Genomic DNA, 15,254 nt, shown 5'->3' with positions numbered 1-15,254 from the left:
GCATCACAGGCGCCTGTGACGCAAGTGAGATCACCCTTCGATACTGCTTTCGGGGGGTTTCGCCGCGGGGTCTCTTCTGTTACCGCTGTGCTACAAGCCGGAACCCGTGCGATTGGCACCTGACGATCATGGGAAGCTCTCAGCGTGACAACGCCGCCTATCGGGGAGCCACGGGTGACGGTCCTGCCCATTCGCACATTCGACGATCCGGCGCTGCGCGTGCCGGCCGAGCCGGTGCGCGACTTCGACCGCGAGCTGCGCCGGCTGGTGAAGGCGATGACCGTGACAATGCGGGCCGGCGCGGGCCGCGCGGGACTTGCCGCCCCGCAGGTCGGCGAGCCGCTACGGGTGCTGGTCTACGACTACGACGGCCGTGCCGGCCATCTGGTCAACCCGCGGCTGGAGCTGTCGGAGCGCCGGGTCGTCGCCGACGAGGCGTGCCTTTCGGCGCCCGGCGTGTGGTGGCCACTGGAACGTTCCTACATGGTCACCGCGCGTGGCCGCGACATGTTCGGCAAGCCGGTGACGCTCCGGGCGCTCGGCGTGCTGGCCCGGGTGCTGCAGCACGAAGCCGACCATCTCGACGGCGTGCTGTTCAGCGATCACCTCGAAGCGGCTGAGCGGGAACGGTTTCTGGCCGCCGCGTTGCCGTCGGGCTGAGCTCCCGTCGCTGCTCCGGGTCGGTGCCGCCCCACACGCCGTACGCCTGGCGGGTGCTGAGCGCGTACGCGAGGCACGGCTCCCGCACCGGGCAGCCGCGGCAGACGGCCTTCGCCTCCTCGACCTGTGACTGGCTCGGCCCTTCCATCGAGATCGGGAAGAACAATTCCGGGTCCTGGTCGAGGCAGGCGGCCCTGCGTGTCCAGTCGAGCATCATCATGCTCATGGCGCCTACCCGGACCGGCGGCGGTCATACCTCGCCGAGCAGCCGATCCCAGTCGGCGAGGAAGCGGGCGAGCCCGTAGCGCGCCAGAGCGGCGGCGCGGGCGGCCTTCCCGGCCTGGGCGGCGCTCTCCGGATCGCGGACGAACGCGTGCAGGGCGTCGGCGAGCACGTGCACCTTGGTGGAGAGCACCCCGGCCTCCGGGGGCACGGCCTCGATCGCCTCGGTGGCGGCCAGCGCCACGATCGGCATGCCGAGGTGCATGGCCTCGATGAGGGCGAGGCCGAGCGAGGTCCACCGGTACGGGTGCAGGTAGACCCGGCGCCGGGCGAGCTCGGCGTGCATGACGTGCCGCGGCAGGTCCTCGTAGGTGCCGTACGGCAGCCCGTCGACCTTCATGCCGAACACGTCCAGCGGGACGCGCTCGTGGAAGCGCGGCAGCAGGTCGGTGCCGGCGACGCGGGTGCGCCGTACCGGCTCGTTGACCACGACGCCGGCCCTCGGCAGCTCGCCGGTGTAGAGGGGGCCGGGGTCGGGGACGCCGTGCTCGACGACGCGGGTGGGCGCGCGGCCGTTGTCCCAGTAGAGCTCGTTGAAATGGGTGACGTGGACGAGCGTGACGGCGTCCTGACCGGCCAGCGGGTGGCGGGTGCGGGGCACGTCGCCGGCCGGGGTGTTGTGCTCGACGTACACGGTGGGCACGTCGCGGCCGAGCCACTCCCTGGCCAGGCCGGGCTCGTGCGGGCGCTGGCAGACGACGACGTCCACGTGCTCGTCGCGCAGCCGGTCCCAGGGCACCTCGCGGGCGGCGGCCGGCCAGTCGTAGGTGTCGGCCCGCCCCCGTCCGTCGGGTCCCCGGCCGGGGACGAGCGGCAGCAGGTACTCGTGCGCGCCGCGGACGAAGGCGTCGGTCCAGGATCCGTGCACGTGCCAGAGCAGGATCCTCACCAGCGGCTCCAGCCCATGGCGCGGGCCCACGGCGCGGAGACGGCCGGCACGGGCCCCTCGGCGTCGCTGAGGACGCGGTCCACCACGTCGGCCAGGTCGCCGGCGACCTCGGGCGCCTGGTCGATCTCCTCGGGCAGGGTGATGGCGGTGGGGACGAGGATGCCGCGGGCCCCGGCGGCGCGCGCCGCCTCCATGTCCCGTCCGATGTCGCCCACGACCACGCACTCGCGCGGGCTGACGTCGAGCACGGCGGCCGCCCTGATCACGAGGCCGGGCGCGGGTTTGCGGCAGGTGCAGCCGTCGCCGTCGTCGTGGACGCAGATCGCCCACGCGTCGAACGGCCCGAGCAGCTCCTCCACCCTCGCGTTCACCTGGTCCATCTCGTCGGGCGTGAGCAGGCCCTTGGCCACGCCGGACTGGTTGGTGACCACGGCCACCGGCACGTCGGCGCGGCGCAGCCGGCAGAGGGCCTCGACGGCTCCCGGCATGGGCTCGACCCTGCGCGGGTCGCCGTTGTAGGGCACGTCCCTGATCAAGGTCCCGTCCCGGTCGAAGAGCACGGCGCCGGGACGTCGTCGTTCGAACACCTCTCACCCACCTCTCGCCTCCGTGGCGTGCCCGCCCAGCTACCCGGGGGGCATTCCGGCAAACAACCACGCAGCGTGACCATTGCCCGGCGAAAGGGGGTGTTCCGGGAGCGTTTTCGCACTTCGGGCGGTTGCGCGAGGTTTGACCACCGCTTCTCTCGGTAGCGGTTCTCCATCCCACGGGGGAGGCACGATGAGGTTTCTCGGGATCAACGCGGTCTTCCATGACCCGGCGGCGGCGCTCGTCGCCGGCGGGCGGATCGTCGCCGCGGCGGAGGAGGAACGCTTCAGCCGCCGCAAGCACGGCAAGCGGCCGCTGGCGTTCTCCGCCTGGGAGCTTCCCGAGCAGGCCGCCGCGTGGTGCCTGCGCGAGGCGGGTCTCTCCCCCGAGGACGTGGACGCGGTCGCCTACTCCTACGACCCGTCGCTCGTGGTGCGGCGGCCGGAGGACGACTGGGAGGACCTGCGCACGACGTACGCGGTGCGCGCCCCGCTGTTCCTCGCCACGGCGCTGCCGGGGCTGGACCCGGCGCGGGTGACGTACGTGCCGCACCACGTGGCGCACGCCGCCTCGGCCGGCCTCGCCTCGCCCTGGCGCGACTGCGCGGTGCTGGTGTGCGACGGCCGCGGCGAGAACGTCTCGCACCTGGCCGGCCGCTACCGGGACGGCGAGCTGGAGGTGCTGGCCGCGCAGGAGCTGCCGCACTCGCTCGGCCTCATGTACGAGGACGTCACCGAGCACCTGGGCTTCCTGCGCTCCAGCGACGAGTACAAGGTCATGGCGATGGCCTCCTACGGCCGCCCCCGTCACCTGGACGCGCTGCGCGAGGTGATCCGCTCGACCGGCGACGGCGGGTTCCGCGTCGAGCCGGTCGACTGGAACGGTTACGCCAAGGCGCTGCCCAGGGGCGCTCCGTGGACCTCCGACCACGCCGACCTGGCCGCCAGCGTGCAGGCGCGGCTGGAGGAGGTGCTCATGGAGCTGGCGCGCTGGCTCCACGAGCGCACCGGCGAGCGGCGCCTCGCCCTGGCCGGGGGCGTCGCGCTCAACTGCGTGGCCAACACGCGGCTGCTGGAGGAGGGGCCGTTCGCGGAGGTGTGGGTGCAGCCCGCGGCCGGGGACTCCGGCACCGCGCTCGGCGGCGCGCTGCACCTCGCGCAGGCGTACGGCGAACCGGCCGCGCCCATGGGCACCGCGGCGCTGGGGCGCGGCTTCACCGACGAGGAGCTGGGCGCCTGGCTGGACGTGGCGCGGGTGCCGTGCACGCGGCCCGCCGACCTGGCCGCCGAGGTCGCGGCCGAGCTGGCCGCGAACCGGATCGTGGCCTGGTTCCAGGGCCGGTCCGAGTACGGCCCGCGGGCGCTCGGCCACCGGTCGCTGCTGGCGCATCCGGGGCACGCGGCCAACACCGAGCGGCTCAACGACGTCAAGGGGCGCGAGCAGTTCAGGCCGGTGGCGCCGATGGTGCTGGAGTCGCGGGCGCGTGAGGTCTTCGGGAGGGGGCCGGTGCCGTCGCCGTACATGCTGTTCGTGCACGACGTGCGCCCGGAGTGGGCGGCCCGCGTTCCCGCGGTCGTGCACGTGGACGGCACCGCGCGCGTCCAGACGGTCTCGCCGGCCGACGAGCCGCTGGTGGCGCGGCTGCTCACCGAGTTCGAGCGGCGCACCGGGCTGCCGGTGCTCGTCAACACCAGCCTGAACACGGCAGGCCGGCCCATGGTGGACGACCCGCGCGACGCCCTGGAGTGCTTCGGGTCCGCGCCGGTGGAGGTGCTGGTCCTCGGCCCGTACGTGGTGCGGCGGCGGGAGGTGTTCGGCTCGTGATCACGTTCATGATCACCGTCGTGATCCCCACCGTCGGGCGGCCGACGCTGCGCGAGACGATCGCCGCGATCGGCTCCGGCGTGCCGGTCGTCGTGGTGGACGACCGTCCCGCTACTACGCACGGCGTCGCATCATGTACAGTCGGTGACGGCGGTGGCAGCCACTCAAGGGAGTTCGGCATGCCCACCGTTCTGAAACATCCGCCTGCCCACGTGCGCCTGGTGCGCAGTGGCGGAAGAGGCCCCGCGGCCGCCCGCAACGCCGGATGGCGTGCGGCGGACACCCCCTGGATCGTCTTCCTCGACGACGACGTGATCCCCGAGCCGGGCTGGGCGGAAGCGCTCCGCGCGGACCTGACCGGCCTGCCCGGCGACGTCGCGGGCAGCCAGGGCCGGATCGTCGTCCCGCTGCCCGCGCACCGGCCGCCCACCGACGGCGAGCGGCACACCGCCGGGCTCACCGGCGCGTCGTGGGTGACCGCCGACATGGCCTACCGGCGCGCCGCGCTGGAGGAGGCCGGCGGTTTCGACGAGCGCTTCCCCCGCGCCTACCGCGAGGACGCCGACCTGGCGCTGCGCGTGACGCGGGCCGGGCACCGGCTGGTGCGCGGGACGCGCGTCACGCGGCACCCGGTCCGCCAGGACGGCTTCTGGGCCAGCGTGCGCTTCCAGCGCGGCAACGCCGACGACGCGCTCATGCGGCGCCTGCACGGGCCAGGCTGGCGCGGGCTGATCGGCGGCGGTCGCGGCCGCCTGCGGGCGCACGCGGTGACCAGCGCGGCCGGGCTGTCCGCGCTGGCGCTGGCCGTGCTGGCCACGCGGGTCCGGGGGCCGGTCGTCCCCGGCACGCCCGCGCGGCTGGTCCCGGCCCTGGCCGTGGCGGCCGGGGCCGCCTGGGCGGTGCTGACCGCCGAGTTCGCCTGGCGCAGGATCGCGCCCGGTCCCCGTACCCCCGACGAGCTGTGGCGAATGGCCGTCACCAGCGTGGTGATCCCGCCGGTCGCGTGCGTGCACCGGATGCGGGGGGAATGGAAGGTGCGCCGATGAGCGACAGGACGCTGCGAGCCGCCGGCGGGCCCGGCGGCAGGGGGCGCGTGCTCGTCGCCCGGCTGGACGACGCCGGTGACGTGCTGCTGGCCGGTCCGGCCGTGCGGGCCGTGGCCGCGCACGCGGCCGAGGTGGTCTTCCTCGCCGGCCCTCACGGCCGGGCCGCCGCCGAGCTGCTGCCCGGCGTGGACCGCGTGCTCACCTGGCGGGCGCCGTGGATCGACCACACTCCCCCGCCGGTCGGCCGGGAGCAGGTGGACGACCTGGTCGCCCGCCTGCGCGGCATCGACGAGGCGGTGATCCTCACCTCGTTCCACCAGTCGGCGCTGCCGCTCGCGCTGCTGCTGCGGCTGGCCGGGGTGGGGCGCATCGCCGCGATCAGCAACGACTACCCGGGCTCGCTGCTCGACGTACGCCACCGGTGGGACGAGAGCGTGGACGTGCCCGAGGCCGAGCGCATGCTGGCCGTGGCCCGGGCGGCGGGGTTCCCGCCGCCACCGGGCGACGACGGCAAACTCGCTGTTCAACACCCCTTGCCGGATATCACCGCGATTACCGGGCACTTCTTCGGTGTCGGCGCCGAGGCCGACAAAGGCTCTTATGTCGTGGTGCATCCAGGGACGTCGGCACCCGCGCGCAACTGGCCCGCCGAACGGCACCGGCAGGCCGTGCGGGAGCTGACGGAGGACGGGCATCGGGTCGCCGTCACCGGCACGGAACGAGACCTCACCGCCTACGTCGCCGGCGACGACGCCGCCGACCTCGGCGGCGCGACCACTCTGGCCGAACTGGCCGCCGTGATCGAGCGGGCGAGCGTGCTCGTGGCCGGCAACACCGGCCCCGCGCATCTCGCGGCGGCGGTCGGCACGCCGGTCGTGAGCCTGTTCGCCCCCGTCGTCCCGGCCGCCCGGTGGGCCCCGTACGGGGTCGCGACCGTGCTGCTCGGCGACCAGCAGGCGCCCTGCAGGGACAGCAGGGCGCGCACCTGCCCGGTCCCCGGACACCCATGCCTGTCCCAGGTCACGAGTGAGCAGGTGGTCAAGGCAGTGAGGGAGCTGACGCAGTGAAGGTCGATCTCATCTCCGAGCACGCGGACCCGCTCGCCGCCGTCGGCGGCGTGGACTCGGGCGGCCAGAACGTGTACGTGGCCGCCCTCGCCCTCGCGCTGGCCGATCGCGGCCACCAGGTCGTCGTCCACACGCGGCGCTCGTCGCGGACCCAGCCCCGCTCGGTGCGTCTCGCGCCCGGCGTCGTCGTCGAGTACGTCCCGGCCGGGCCGGCGGCGCACGTCCCGAAGGACGAGCTGCCGCCGTACATGCCCGAGTTCACCGACTTCCTCGCCGACCGCTGGGCGATCGACCCGCCCGACGTCGCGCACGCGCACTTCTGGATGAGCGGGCAGGCCGCGCTCCAGGCCGCCGACGGTTTCCCCGTGGTGCAGACGTTCCACGCCCTCGGCACGGTCAAGCGGCGCTGGCAGGGCGAGGCCGACACCAGCCCGGCGCACCGGATCGACACCGAGCGGGAGATCGGCAAGCACGCCGACGCCGTCCTCGCCACCTGCGGCGACGAGGTGGGCGAGCTGTGCGCGATGGGCATCCCCGAGCAGCGCATCACGGTCGTGCCCTGCGGCGTGGACCTGGAGCACTTCCGGCCCGACGGCCCCAAGGCGCCGCGCACCGCCGGCAGGATGATCCTCAGCATCGGCCGGATGGTGCCGCGCAAGGGCGTCGACACCGTCATCGCGGCGCTGCGCCAGGTGCCCGGGGCCGAGCTGGTGATCGCCGGCGGCGGCCCCGGCGACGAGGAGGCCGTCCGGCTGCGCGAGCTGGCCGCCGCCTACGGCCTGGCGGAACGCGTGCACGTGATCGGCAGCGTGCCGCGCGCCCACGTGCCCGCGCTGATGCGCGCGGCCGACGTGCTGGTCACCGTCCCCTGGTACGAGCCGTTCGGCATGGTCACGGTCGAGGCCATGGCCTGCGGCGTCCCCGTCGTGGCCTCGGCCGTCGGCGGACATCTCGACACCGTGGCCGGCTGCGGCGTGCTGGTCCCGCCGCGCCGGCCGCGGGCGCTGGCCAGAGCGCTGCTGGACCTGCTCGGCGACGAGCACGAGCGGGCCCGCGTCGGCGCCGCGGGGGCCAGGCGCGCCCGCGAGCGCTACGGCTGGCCGCGGATCGCCGAACGCACCGAGACCGTCTACACGCAGGTCATCGGCGGCAGGCTGTGCGGCCTAGAGGCGATGGGGGGTTAGCGGATGGACGTCCATCTCAAAAAGCTCTGGAACACGCTGGAGAAGGTCGACGAGCAGGCCGCCGTCGTACGCGCCTGGGGTGCGTGGCTGGCCGGCTCGCTCGGCCGCGGCGGCCGGCTGCTGGTGTGCGGCAACGGCGGCTCGGCCGCCGAGGCGCAGCACCTGTCGGCGGAGCTGGTCGGCCGCTTCCGCGACGACCGGCGGCCGTACGCGGCGATCGCGCTGCACGCCGACACCTCGTCGATGACGGCGATCGCCAACGACTTCGGGGCCGAGGAGGTCTACGCCCGCCAGGTGCGCGCGCACGGCCGTCCCGGCGACGTGCTCCTGTGCCTGTCCACCAGCGGCTCCAGCCCCAACGTGCTGGCCGCCGCGCGCGCCGCCCGCGAGGGCGAGGTGCTGGCCTGGGCCATGACCGGCCCCGGCCCCAATCCGCTGACCGAGCTGTGCGACGGCGCGGTGGTCGTCCCCTCCGAGGAGACCGCCACCGTGCAGGAGGTGCACCTGGCCATGATCCACCTGCTGTGCGAGGCACTAGAGGAGGCACTGTAGATGGGGCCGCTCGTGGTGATCGGCGACACGCTGCTGGACGTCGACGTGGAGGGCGACTCCGGCCGGCTCTGCCCGGACGCGCCGGTTCCCGTGGTGGACGTCGCCGCGGAGCTGGCGCGGCCGGGCGGGGCCGGGCTGGCCGCGCTGCTGGCCGCCCGCGACGGCGCCGAGGTCGTGCTGGTCACGGCCATCGGCGAGGACCCCGACGGGCACCGCCTGTGCGGGCTGCTGTCGGAGGAGCTGGAGCTGCTCCGGCTGCCGCTGAGCGGCGGCACGGTGCGCAAGACCAGGGTCCGCTCGCGCGGTCAGACCCTGGTCAGGCTGGACAGCGGCGACGGACTGGCCGGCTGCGCGCCGACCGACGCGGCGATGGAGGCCGTCCGGCGGGCCGGGGCGGTGCTCGTGTCCGACTACGGCAGGGGCGTGGCCAGGATGGCCCGCGAGCTGCTGTACGGCATCGACGTGCCGGTGGTCTGGGACCCGCATCCCCGGGGCGAGCAGCCGATGCCCGGCTGCGCGCTGCTGACGCCGAGCGAGGCGGAGGCACGGGCGTTGTGCCCGACCGGGTGGGCGGGGCCCGAGCAGGCGGCCCGGCAGCTCGTACGCAAGCTGCGGGCGCGGGCCGTGGCCGTGACGACGGGCGCGCACGGGGCCGCGCTCGCCGTGGAGGGCGGCCCGTTCGCGCACGTCCCACCGCCGGTGCAGGCCGGCGGCCGGGACGCGTGCGGCGCGGGCGACCGCTTCGCCGGCGCCGCGGCGCTGGCGCTGCGCGACGGCCTCGACGTCAAGGACGCGGTGACCATCGGCGTCGGCGAGGCCTCGCGCTTCGTCGAGCGCGGCGGCGCCGCCAACGTCAAGGTCGCCGAGCAGCAGCTCGGCGACCGGCCGCGCACGGCGCTGGAGGTGGCCGAGTTCACCCGCGCCAGCGGGGGCCGGCTCATCGCCACCGGCGGCTGCTTCGACCTGCTGCACGCGGGCCACGTGAGCCTGCTGCGGCGGGCCAGGGCGCTCGGCGACGCGCTCGTCGTCTGCGTCAACTCCGACGACTCGGTACGCCGCCTCAAGGGCCCGCAGCGGCCCGTCGTGGACGTGCGCGACCGGGTCGAGGTGCTGCGGGCGCTCAGCTGCGTGGACGCGGTGCTGGTGTTCGAGGAGAACACCCCGGACCGCGCGATCGCGCTGCTGCGCCCCGACGTGTGGGTCAAGGGCGGGGACTACGAGGGGGAGTTCCTGCCCGAGTCCGAGGTCCTCGGCAGGCTCGGCGCGGAGATCGTCGTGCTGAGCACGCTGCCGGGGCGTTCCACCACCAACCTGATCAGGGAGATCCAGTGAAGATCTTGATTACCGGGGGAGCCTCCGGACTCGGCCTGGCCACCGCCGAGGCCGTCGAGAAGGAGGGCTGGCGGGCGCTCGTCGTCGACGTACGCCCGCCGGATCAGCGCTTCGAGCACGTCACGGCCGACCTGGCCGACCGGGGCGAGGCCGAGCGGGCGGTCCGCGAGCTGGCCGAGCGGGCCGGCGGCCTGGACGGCGTCGTCACCGCCGCAGGCATCGACGTCTGCGGGCGGATGGAGGACGTGCCCGCCGACGACTGGGAACGGGTCGTCAAGGTCAACCTGCTGGGCACGGCGTCGGTCATCCGGGCGGCGCTGCCGTACCTGAAGCACACCCGCGGCAGGATCGTCACCTGCGCCTCGACGCTGGGGCTGCGGCCGCTGAGCGACGCCTCGGCGTACTCGGCCTCGAAGTTCGGCGTCGTCGGCCTCACCCGCGCGCTGGCCGTCGAGCTGCGCGGCGAGGTGGGGGTCACCCTGCTCGTCCCCGGCGGCATGCGTACGAGCTTCTTCGACGGCCGTCCCGAGCAGTACAAACCGGGCCCGGAGGCCGGGCTGAACGACCCCGCCGACGTCGCCCAGGCGGTCGTGTTCGCGCTGCGGCAGCCGGCCGGATGCGAGGTGAGAGAGCTCGTGGTCTGCCCCTCGACGGAGACGTCATGGCCCTAGAGCTCCTGGCTCTGCGCGGGCTCGGCCTGGGCGACCTGCTCACGGCCGTGCCCGCGCTGCGGGCCCTGCGCCAGGCGTTCCCCGGCCATCGCGTCACGCTCGCCGCGCCGCGGGCGCTGGAGCCGCTGCTGCCGCTGATCGGGGCGGTGGACGGCCAGGTGCACGTCGCCGGGCCGGGGCCCGTGCCGGTGGACGAGCTGCCGTACGAGCGGCCCGACATCGCCGTCAACCTGCACGGCAAGGGGCCGCAGAGCATCGAGGCGCTGCGGGCCACGCGGCCGGGCCGGCTGATCAGCTACGGCACCGGGCCGATGTGGCGCGAGGGCGTGCACGAGGTACGCCGCTGGTGCGAGCTGCTGGAGTGGCACGGCATCCCGGCCGACCCCGCCGACCTGACGCTCGGGATCTCCGACCGCAGCGGCCCGGCGATCGTCCATCCGGGCGCGTCGTTCCCGGCGCGGCGGTGGCCTCCCGAGCGCTTCGCGCAGGTCGCGGCGGCGCTGGAGGACGTGGTGATCACCGGCAACGAGCAGGAGGTGCCGATCGCCGGCCGGGTCGCCGAGCTGGCCGGCCTGCCGCCGGAGCGGGTGCTGGCCGGGCGCACCGGACTGGCCGACCTGATCGACCTGATCGGCCGGGCGCGGCTCGTCGTGTGCGGCGACACCGGCGTGGCGCACCTGGCGACCGCGTTCTGCGTGCCGTCGGTGGTGCTGTTCGGGCCGGTCTCGCCGGCGCTGTGGGGGCCGCCGCCCGGCTGGCGGCACGTGGCCCTGTGGGCCGGCGAGAACGGCGACCCGCACGGCGAACGGCCGCATCCCGGCCTGCTCAAGATCGAGGTTTCCGAAGTCGTCGAAGCTGCCCTGGAGGTGACGTCATGAGGGCTTTGGTCACGGGAGGCGCCGGGTTCCTCGGCTCGTACCTGTGCGAGCGGCTGCTGGAGGAGGGCGCCGAGGTCGTCTGCATGGACAGCTTCCTCACCGGTGGGCCGCGCAACGTCGAGCACCTCATGGAGCGCCCGGGGTTCCGGCTGGTCGAGAGCGACCTGACCGGGTTCGTGCACGTGCCGGACCGGCTGGACCTGGTGCTGCACTTCGCCTCGGCCGCGTCGCCCGCCGACTACCTGCGCTATCCCATCGAGACGCTGCGGGTGGGCAGCGTCGGCACCCTGCACGCGCTCGGCCTGGCCAGGGAGAAGGGCGCCCGGTTCGTCCTCGCCTCCACCAGCGAGGTGTACGGCGACCCGCTGGAGCACCCGCAGAAGGAGACGTACTGGGGCAACGTGAACCCGGTGGGGCCGCGCAGCGTGTACGACGAGGCCAAACGCTTCGCCGAGTCGCTGACCACGGCCTACCGGCAGGCGCGCGGCACCGACACGGGGATCGTCCGCATCTTCAACACCTACGGCCCGCGCATGCGCCCGTTCGACGGCCGGGCGATCCCGACGTTCATCCGGCAGTCGCTCATGGGCGAGCCGATCACGATCACCGGCGACGGCTCGCAGACCCGCTCGATCTGCTACGTCGAGGACACCGTCTCCGGGGTCCTGGCGATGGCGCGCAGCGACTTCGCCGGCCCGGTCAACATCGGCAACCCGGACGAGGTGACCATGCTGGAGCTGGCCACCCTGATCCGGGACCTCGCCGGGTCGGCGTCGGAGATCACCTTCATCGACCGGCCCACCGACGACCCGAAGGTGCGCCGGCCCGACATCACGCTCGCCGCCGAGCGGCTGGGCTGGCGGGCGCGGGTGCCGGCGGAGGAGGGGCTGCGCCGCACGATCGAGTGGTTCCGCGCCGAACTCGGCGCGCCGGATCGGCTGGAGCACGCCTCCTGACACCTGCGAACGAGCCCGCCCGGCGGCACCGCCGGGCGGGCACCGTCAGGCGGAACCGTCGGGCAGGGCCGTCGGGCAGGGCCGTCAGGCGGGGGTTCGGAGCGTGATGCCGAGCAGGGCGTCGGTCAGGTCTGCGACCAGGGCGGGAGCGCCGGGGTCCGAGCCGCCGCCGGCCACCGCGTCCGCCGCCCAGGCGTCGATGGCGGCCAGCGCGCCGGGCGTGTCGAGGTCGTCGGCCAGGCGCTCGCGCACCCGCGTCAGCAGGTCCTCGGCCGAGGGCCCCGACTCCCGGGCGACGGCCGCGCGCCACGTGGCGAGCCTGCGCTCGGCCTCGGCCGTCAGCTCCGGCACGTACTCCCAGTCGGCGCGGTAGTGGTGGGCCAGCAGCACCAGGCGGACCGCCATCGGGTCGTGCTCGGTGCGCAGCCGCCGGACGAAGACCAGGTTGCCCCGGGACTTCGACATCTTCTCGCCGTCCAGCGCGACCATGCCCGCGTGGGTGTAGAACTTGGCGAACGGCCACTCCCCCGTCAGCGCGTGGCCCTCGGAGGCGCCGCACTCGTGGTGGGGGAAGATCAGGTCGGAGCCGCCGCCCGCGACGTCGTAGCCGGCGCCCAGGTTGTCCAGCGCGATCGCGGTGCACTCGATGTGCCAGCCGGGACGTCCCCTGCCCAGCCGGGAGTCCCAGGCCGGCTCGCCCGGCCGTTCGGCCCGCCACAGCAGCCAGTCGAGCGGGTGGCGCTTGCCGGGCCGGTCGGGGTCGCCGCCGCGCTCGGCGAACAGCGCCGTCATCTCGTCCTCGTCGTAGCCGGAGACCTGGCCGAACTTGGGGGCGTCGGCGACGCTGAAGTACACGTCGCCGTCGAGGTCGTAGGTGACGCCCTTGTCCGACAGCCGCACGATCGACTCGGCCACCCGGTCGACGACCTCGGTGACGCCGACGTACTCGCGGGGCGGCAGGATGCGCAGGGCCTCCATGTCGCCGCGGAACAGCTCGATCTCCCGCTCGGCCAGCTCCCGCCAGTCGACGCCGGTCTGGGCGGCCCGCTCCAGCAGCGGGTCGTCCACGTCGGTGGCGTTCTGGGTGTAGTGGACCTCGTGGCCGGCGTCCAGCCACATCCGGGCCACCAGGTCGAAGGCGTGGTAGGTGTTGGCGTGGCCGAGGTGGGTGGCGTCGTAGGGGGTGATGCCGCAGACGTACATCCTGGCGGTCGGGCCGGGGTCGGTCTGCCGGACCTGCTTGGCGGACGTGTCGTAGAGACGCAGCGGAATGCTCTCACCGGGGAGCTTGGGGACGTTCTGGGCAGACCACGATCTCATGCCTTTGAGCCTATCCGTCCGTTTCCTGGGTCAGGTCGGTGAAGTCGTACGTGACTTCGTCCGGCGACAGCGCGACCTCCATCACCGACAGCGAGGCGAAGATCCGCCCGTCGGGCAGCTCGTGCCGGACGATGAGCGCGCCGGGGTCGGCCGACGGCTCGGCGGCGACGAGGTCGCGCCAGGTCTCCGCCGTCTCGAAGCGCGGCAGGTGCGCCAGCACGCGCGGGCTGACCGGGTCGAGGCCCTCGTTGACCACCATGCTGGTGCCGTCCGGCAGGTCGGCCGTGGTCAGGCGCTCGCCGTCCCAGCTGAACAGCCGGACCCCGTCCAGCGTGGCCAGGACCAGGTGGAAGGGGTCGTAGCGGGACAGGTCGCCGCGCGGCCCCTCCCCTGTGTACGCCGCCCGCAGCGCCAGATCGCCCCGCGAGACCTTGGTCCGCTCGGCGGCGGACCGGCCGCGGCCGTTGAGCAGGGCGGCGGCGCGCCGGGCCGCCGGGTTGACCGCAAGCCAGGTGCCGCCGGCCTTGAGGTCGCGCCCGCCGATCACGCCCGGGTAGTCCGGCCAGTGCTCCCCCGGCCCTTCCCAGGGCCGGTCGGTGAACTCGTCCCGCACGCCCATGAGGGTCAGGGGGCGTCCCGTCCGTACGATCAGCGTGCACATGGGCAAAGGGTAGTAAACGCCGAATGGTGCGTCAGATCGGGGGCCAGGGGACGGCGGGCCAGCCCTCCGACGGGTAGGGATGCACCCCGGTGTCGAGCAGCCGCCGCACCCGCTGCCAGGTGGCCTCCACCTCGGCCAGCGTGAGCAGCTCACGCAGCCGCCGGCCGAGCGTGCCCGACTCCAGGTCGCGCTCCAGCTTGGCCAGCACGGCGACGGCCTCGCGGGAGAGGGGCTTGCCGCGCCACTGCCACAGCACGGTGCGCAGTTTGTCCTCGACGGAGAAGCACACGCCGTGGTCGACGCCGTAGACGTGGCCCGTGGGCAGCGGCAGCAGGTGGCCGCCCTTGCGGTCGGCGTTGTTGACGATCGCGTCGAAGACCGCCATCCGCCGTACGACCGGGTTGCGGCTCTTGACCAGGCGCATGAGGTCGATCTCGCGCTCGGTGTCGATCCAGAGCTGGCACATGCCGGGACCGAACGGGCCCTCGCGGTAGACGGTGGGCGGCACGATGCGCCAGCCGGTGGCCCGGGAGACCTCGTAGGCGGCCACCTCGCGGGCGGCCAGCGTGCCGTCGGGGAAGTCCCACAGGGGGCGCTCGCCGCGTACGGGCTTGTAGACGCACGCCGCCGTGCGCTCGCCCAGCGCGACCGAGCAGTAGAGCGTCATGTTGGTGGCCTCGACCAGGCGGCCCGCCACCTCCAGCCGGCCGTCGCGCAGCAGCGCGAGGGCCTCTTCCTCGTTCATGCCCGGTGGACTGGACGGCTTGACGGCCGGTTCGCTCTCCGGAGCGGTCATGAAGCCGCCTCACCCCCGCGATATCCGTTGAGGCGTACACAGACATGCCCCGCGGCGTCGAGCGGCTGCCCGCACAGGGGGCACGGCGGCCGGCCCGCCGCGACGATCTGCAGCGCCCGCTTGGTGAACGCGCGCGCGGCCCCCGCGCTGATCCGCACTCGGAGCATCGCGGGATCGGAGCCGTCGACCTCGTCCTCGTCGACGACCTCCTGCGCCTCGATCACCACCTGCGACCGCTCGGCGTCCCACGCCAGCGCCATCGTGCCGACCCGGAAGTCCTCGGCCAGGGGCACATCGAGCGGGGCGTCGTCGGTCAGCTCGGCCGGCGCCACGGCGGGCACGTGGGCGGTGCCCCCGCTGAGCCGCAGCACCTCGTCGAGGAGCTCGTCGAGCCGGCCGGCGAGCGCGGCGACCTGCAGTTTCTCCAGCGCCACCGTGGTCAGTCTGCCCTCGGCCCTGGCCTGCAGATAGAAGACCCGCGCGCCCGGCTGCCCCAGGGCGCCGGCGACGAACCTCTCTGGTGGGTCGTAGTCGAAGACCGGCATAGC

At 74.3% G+C, this 15,254-nt stretch carries 17 protein-coding genes; 10 read left to right on the top strand and 7 right to left on the bottom strand.

Features of this window, described 5'->3' with window-relative positions; all coding sequences use genetic code 11:
* Positions 1-174: 174 nt before the first annotated feature.
* A complete protein-coding gene (def, locus tag SMD20_RS05015; protein ID WP_329575427.1) occupies positions 175-660 on the top strand; it encodes a peptide deformylase in 486 nt (161 codons plus the stop codon).
* Here def and SMD20_RS05010 read toward each other — a convergent pair.
* From SMD20_RS05010 to SMD20_RS05000, 3 genes are read right to left on the bottom strand one after another with little or no spacing between them, the layout of a single operon-like run.
* Positions 596-874 carry a WhiB family transcriptional regulator gene (locus SMD20_RS05010; RefSeq protein ID WP_442942584.1) on the bottom strand — a complete coding sequence of 93 codons (279 nt, stop codon included), beginning with the start codon at positions 872-874 and terminating at the stop codon, positions 596-598. The genes def and SMD20_RS05010 overlap by 65 nt on opposite strands.
* A 36-nt stretch (positions 875-910) precedes the next feature.
* Entirely contained in the window at positions 911-1,831 is a 921-nt protein-coding gene (locus SMD20_RS05005) for a glycosyltransferase (RefSeq protein ID WP_329575424.1), read from the bottom strand.
* A complete protein-coding gene (locus SMD20_RS05000) occupies positions 1,828-2,418 on the bottom strand; it encodes a D-glycero-alpha-D-manno-heptose-1,7-bisphosphate 7-phosphatase (RefSeq protein WP_329575421.1) in 591 nt (196 codons plus the stop codon). The genes SMD20_RS05005 and SMD20_RS05000 overlap by 4 nt, the downstream gene beginning before the upstream one ends.
* 193 nt (positions 2,419-2,611) lie before the next feature.
* Here SMD20_RS05000 and SMD20_RS04995 point away from each other — a divergent pair, with 193 nt between their 5' ends.
* The 9 genes from SMD20_RS04995 to SMD20_RS04955 are packed head-to-tail and all read left to right on the top strand — an operon-like array spanning position 2,612 to position 11,929.
* Positions 2,612-4,243 carry a carbamoyltransferase family protein gene (locus tag SMD20_RS04995; protein WP_329575418.1) on the top strand — a complete coding sequence of 544 codons (1,632 nt, stop codon included), beginning with the start codon at positions 2,612-2,614 and terminating at the stop codon, positions 4,241-4,243.
* Positions 4,240-5,289 carry a glycosyltransferase family 2 protein gene (locus tag SMD20_RS04990; RefSeq protein ID WP_329575417.1) on the top strand — a complete coding sequence of 350 codons (1,050 nt, stop codon included), beginning with the start codon at positions 4,240-4,242 and terminating at the stop codon, positions 5,287-5,289. The genes SMD20_RS04995 and SMD20_RS04990 overlap by 4 nt, the downstream gene beginning before the upstream one ends.
* On the top strand, positions 5,286-6,356 hold the full coding sequence (locus SMD20_RS04985; protein WP_329575414.1) for a glycosyltransferase family 9 protein: 1,071 nt from the start codon (positions 5,286-5,288) through the stop codon (positions 6,354-6,356). The genes SMD20_RS04990 and SMD20_RS04985 overlap by 4 nt, the downstream gene beginning before the upstream one ends.
* The gene (locus SMD20_RS04980) at positions 6,353-7,540 is read left to right on the top strand and encodes a glycosyltransferase (protein ID WP_329575411.1); all 1,188 of its coding nucleotides are present in this window, start codon (positions 6,353-6,355) and stop codon (positions 7,538-7,540) included. The genes SMD20_RS04985 and SMD20_RS04980 overlap by 4 nt, the downstream gene beginning before the upstream one ends.
* 3 nt (positions 7,541-7,543) lie before the next feature.
* On the top strand, positions 7,544-8,092 hold the full coding sequence (locus SMD20_RS04975) for a D-sedoheptulose-7-phosphate isomerase (RefSeq protein WP_329575408.1): 549 nt from the start codon (positions 7,544-7,546) through the stop codon (positions 8,090-8,092).
* A complete protein-coding gene (locus SMD20_RS04970) occupies positions 8,093-9,424 on the top strand; it encodes a PfkB family carbohydrate kinase (RefSeq protein ID WP_329575405.1) in 1,332 nt (443 codons plus the stop codon).
* On the top strand, positions 9,421-10,095 hold the full coding sequence (locus SMD20_RS04965; RefSeq protein WP_329575402.1) for an SDR family oxidoreductase: 675 nt from the start codon (positions 9,421-9,423) through the stop codon (positions 10,093-10,095). Before SMD20_RS04970 ends, SMD20_RS04965 begins: the two co-directional genes overlap by 4 nt.
* On the top strand, positions 10,086-10,973 hold the full coding sequence (locus tag SMD20_RS04960) for a glycosyltransferase family 9 protein (RefSeq protein WP_329575399.1): 888 nt from the start codon (positions 10,086-10,088) through the stop codon (positions 10,971-10,973). The genes SMD20_RS04965 and SMD20_RS04960 overlap by 10 nt, the downstream gene beginning before the upstream one ends.
* Positions 10,970-11,929, top strand: coding sequence for a UDP-glucuronic acid decarboxylase family protein (locus tag SMD20_RS04955; RefSeq protein WP_329575397.1), 960 nt, complete (start codon positions 10,970-10,972; stop codon positions 11,927-11,929). The genes SMD20_RS04960 and SMD20_RS04955 overlap by 4 nt, the downstream gene beginning before the upstream one ends.
* 84 nt (positions 11,930-12,013) lie before the next feature.
* Here the strand turns inward: SMD20_RS04955 and mshC are convergent, their stop codons facing one another.
* The 4 genes from mshC to SMD20_RS04935 are packed head-to-tail and all read right to left on the bottom strand — an operon-like array spanning position 12,014 to position 15,251.
* Positions 12,014-13,249, bottom strand: a complete 1,236-nt coding sequence (gene mshC, locus SMD20_RS04950) for a cysteine--1-D-myo-inosityl 2-amino-2-deoxy-alpha-D-glucopyranoside ligase (protein WP_329575394.1) — start codon at positions 13,247-13,249, stop codon at positions 12,014-12,016.
* A gap of 10 nt (positions 13,250-13,259) precedes the next feature.
* Positions 13,260-13,910 (bottom strand): NRDE family protein, encoded by a 651-nt coding sequence (locus tag SMD20_RS04945; protein WP_329575391.1) that lies wholly within the window; start codon positions 13,908-13,910, stop codon positions 13,260-13,262.
* A gap of 31 nt (positions 13,911-13,941) precedes the next feature.
* Positions 13,942-14,706 (bottom strand): SCO1664 family protein, encoded by a 765-nt coding sequence (locus SMD20_RS04940; RefSeq protein WP_329575388.1) that lies wholly within the window; start codon positions 14,704-14,706, stop codon positions 13,942-13,944.
* Positions 14,703-15,251: a DUF3090 domain-containing protein gene (locus SMD20_RS04935; protein WP_329575385.1), complete on the bottom strand. Its 549-nt coding sequence runs from the start codon at positions 15,249-15,251 to the stop codon at positions 14,703-14,705. The genes SMD20_RS04940 and SMD20_RS04935 overlap by 4 nt, the downstream gene beginning before the upstream one ends.
* Positions 15,252-15,254 lie beyond the last annotated feature (3 nt).

Origin of the sequence: Nonomuraea sp. LP-02, from assembly GCF_036289125.1 — a bacterium.
Lineage (GTDB): Bacteria > Actinomycetota > Actinomycetes > Streptosporangiales > Streptosporangiaceae > Nonomuraea > Nonomuraea bangladeshensis.
The sequence above is the reverse complement of the archived record's forward strand: the minus strand, read 5'-3'. Positions and strand labels throughout refer to the sequence as shown.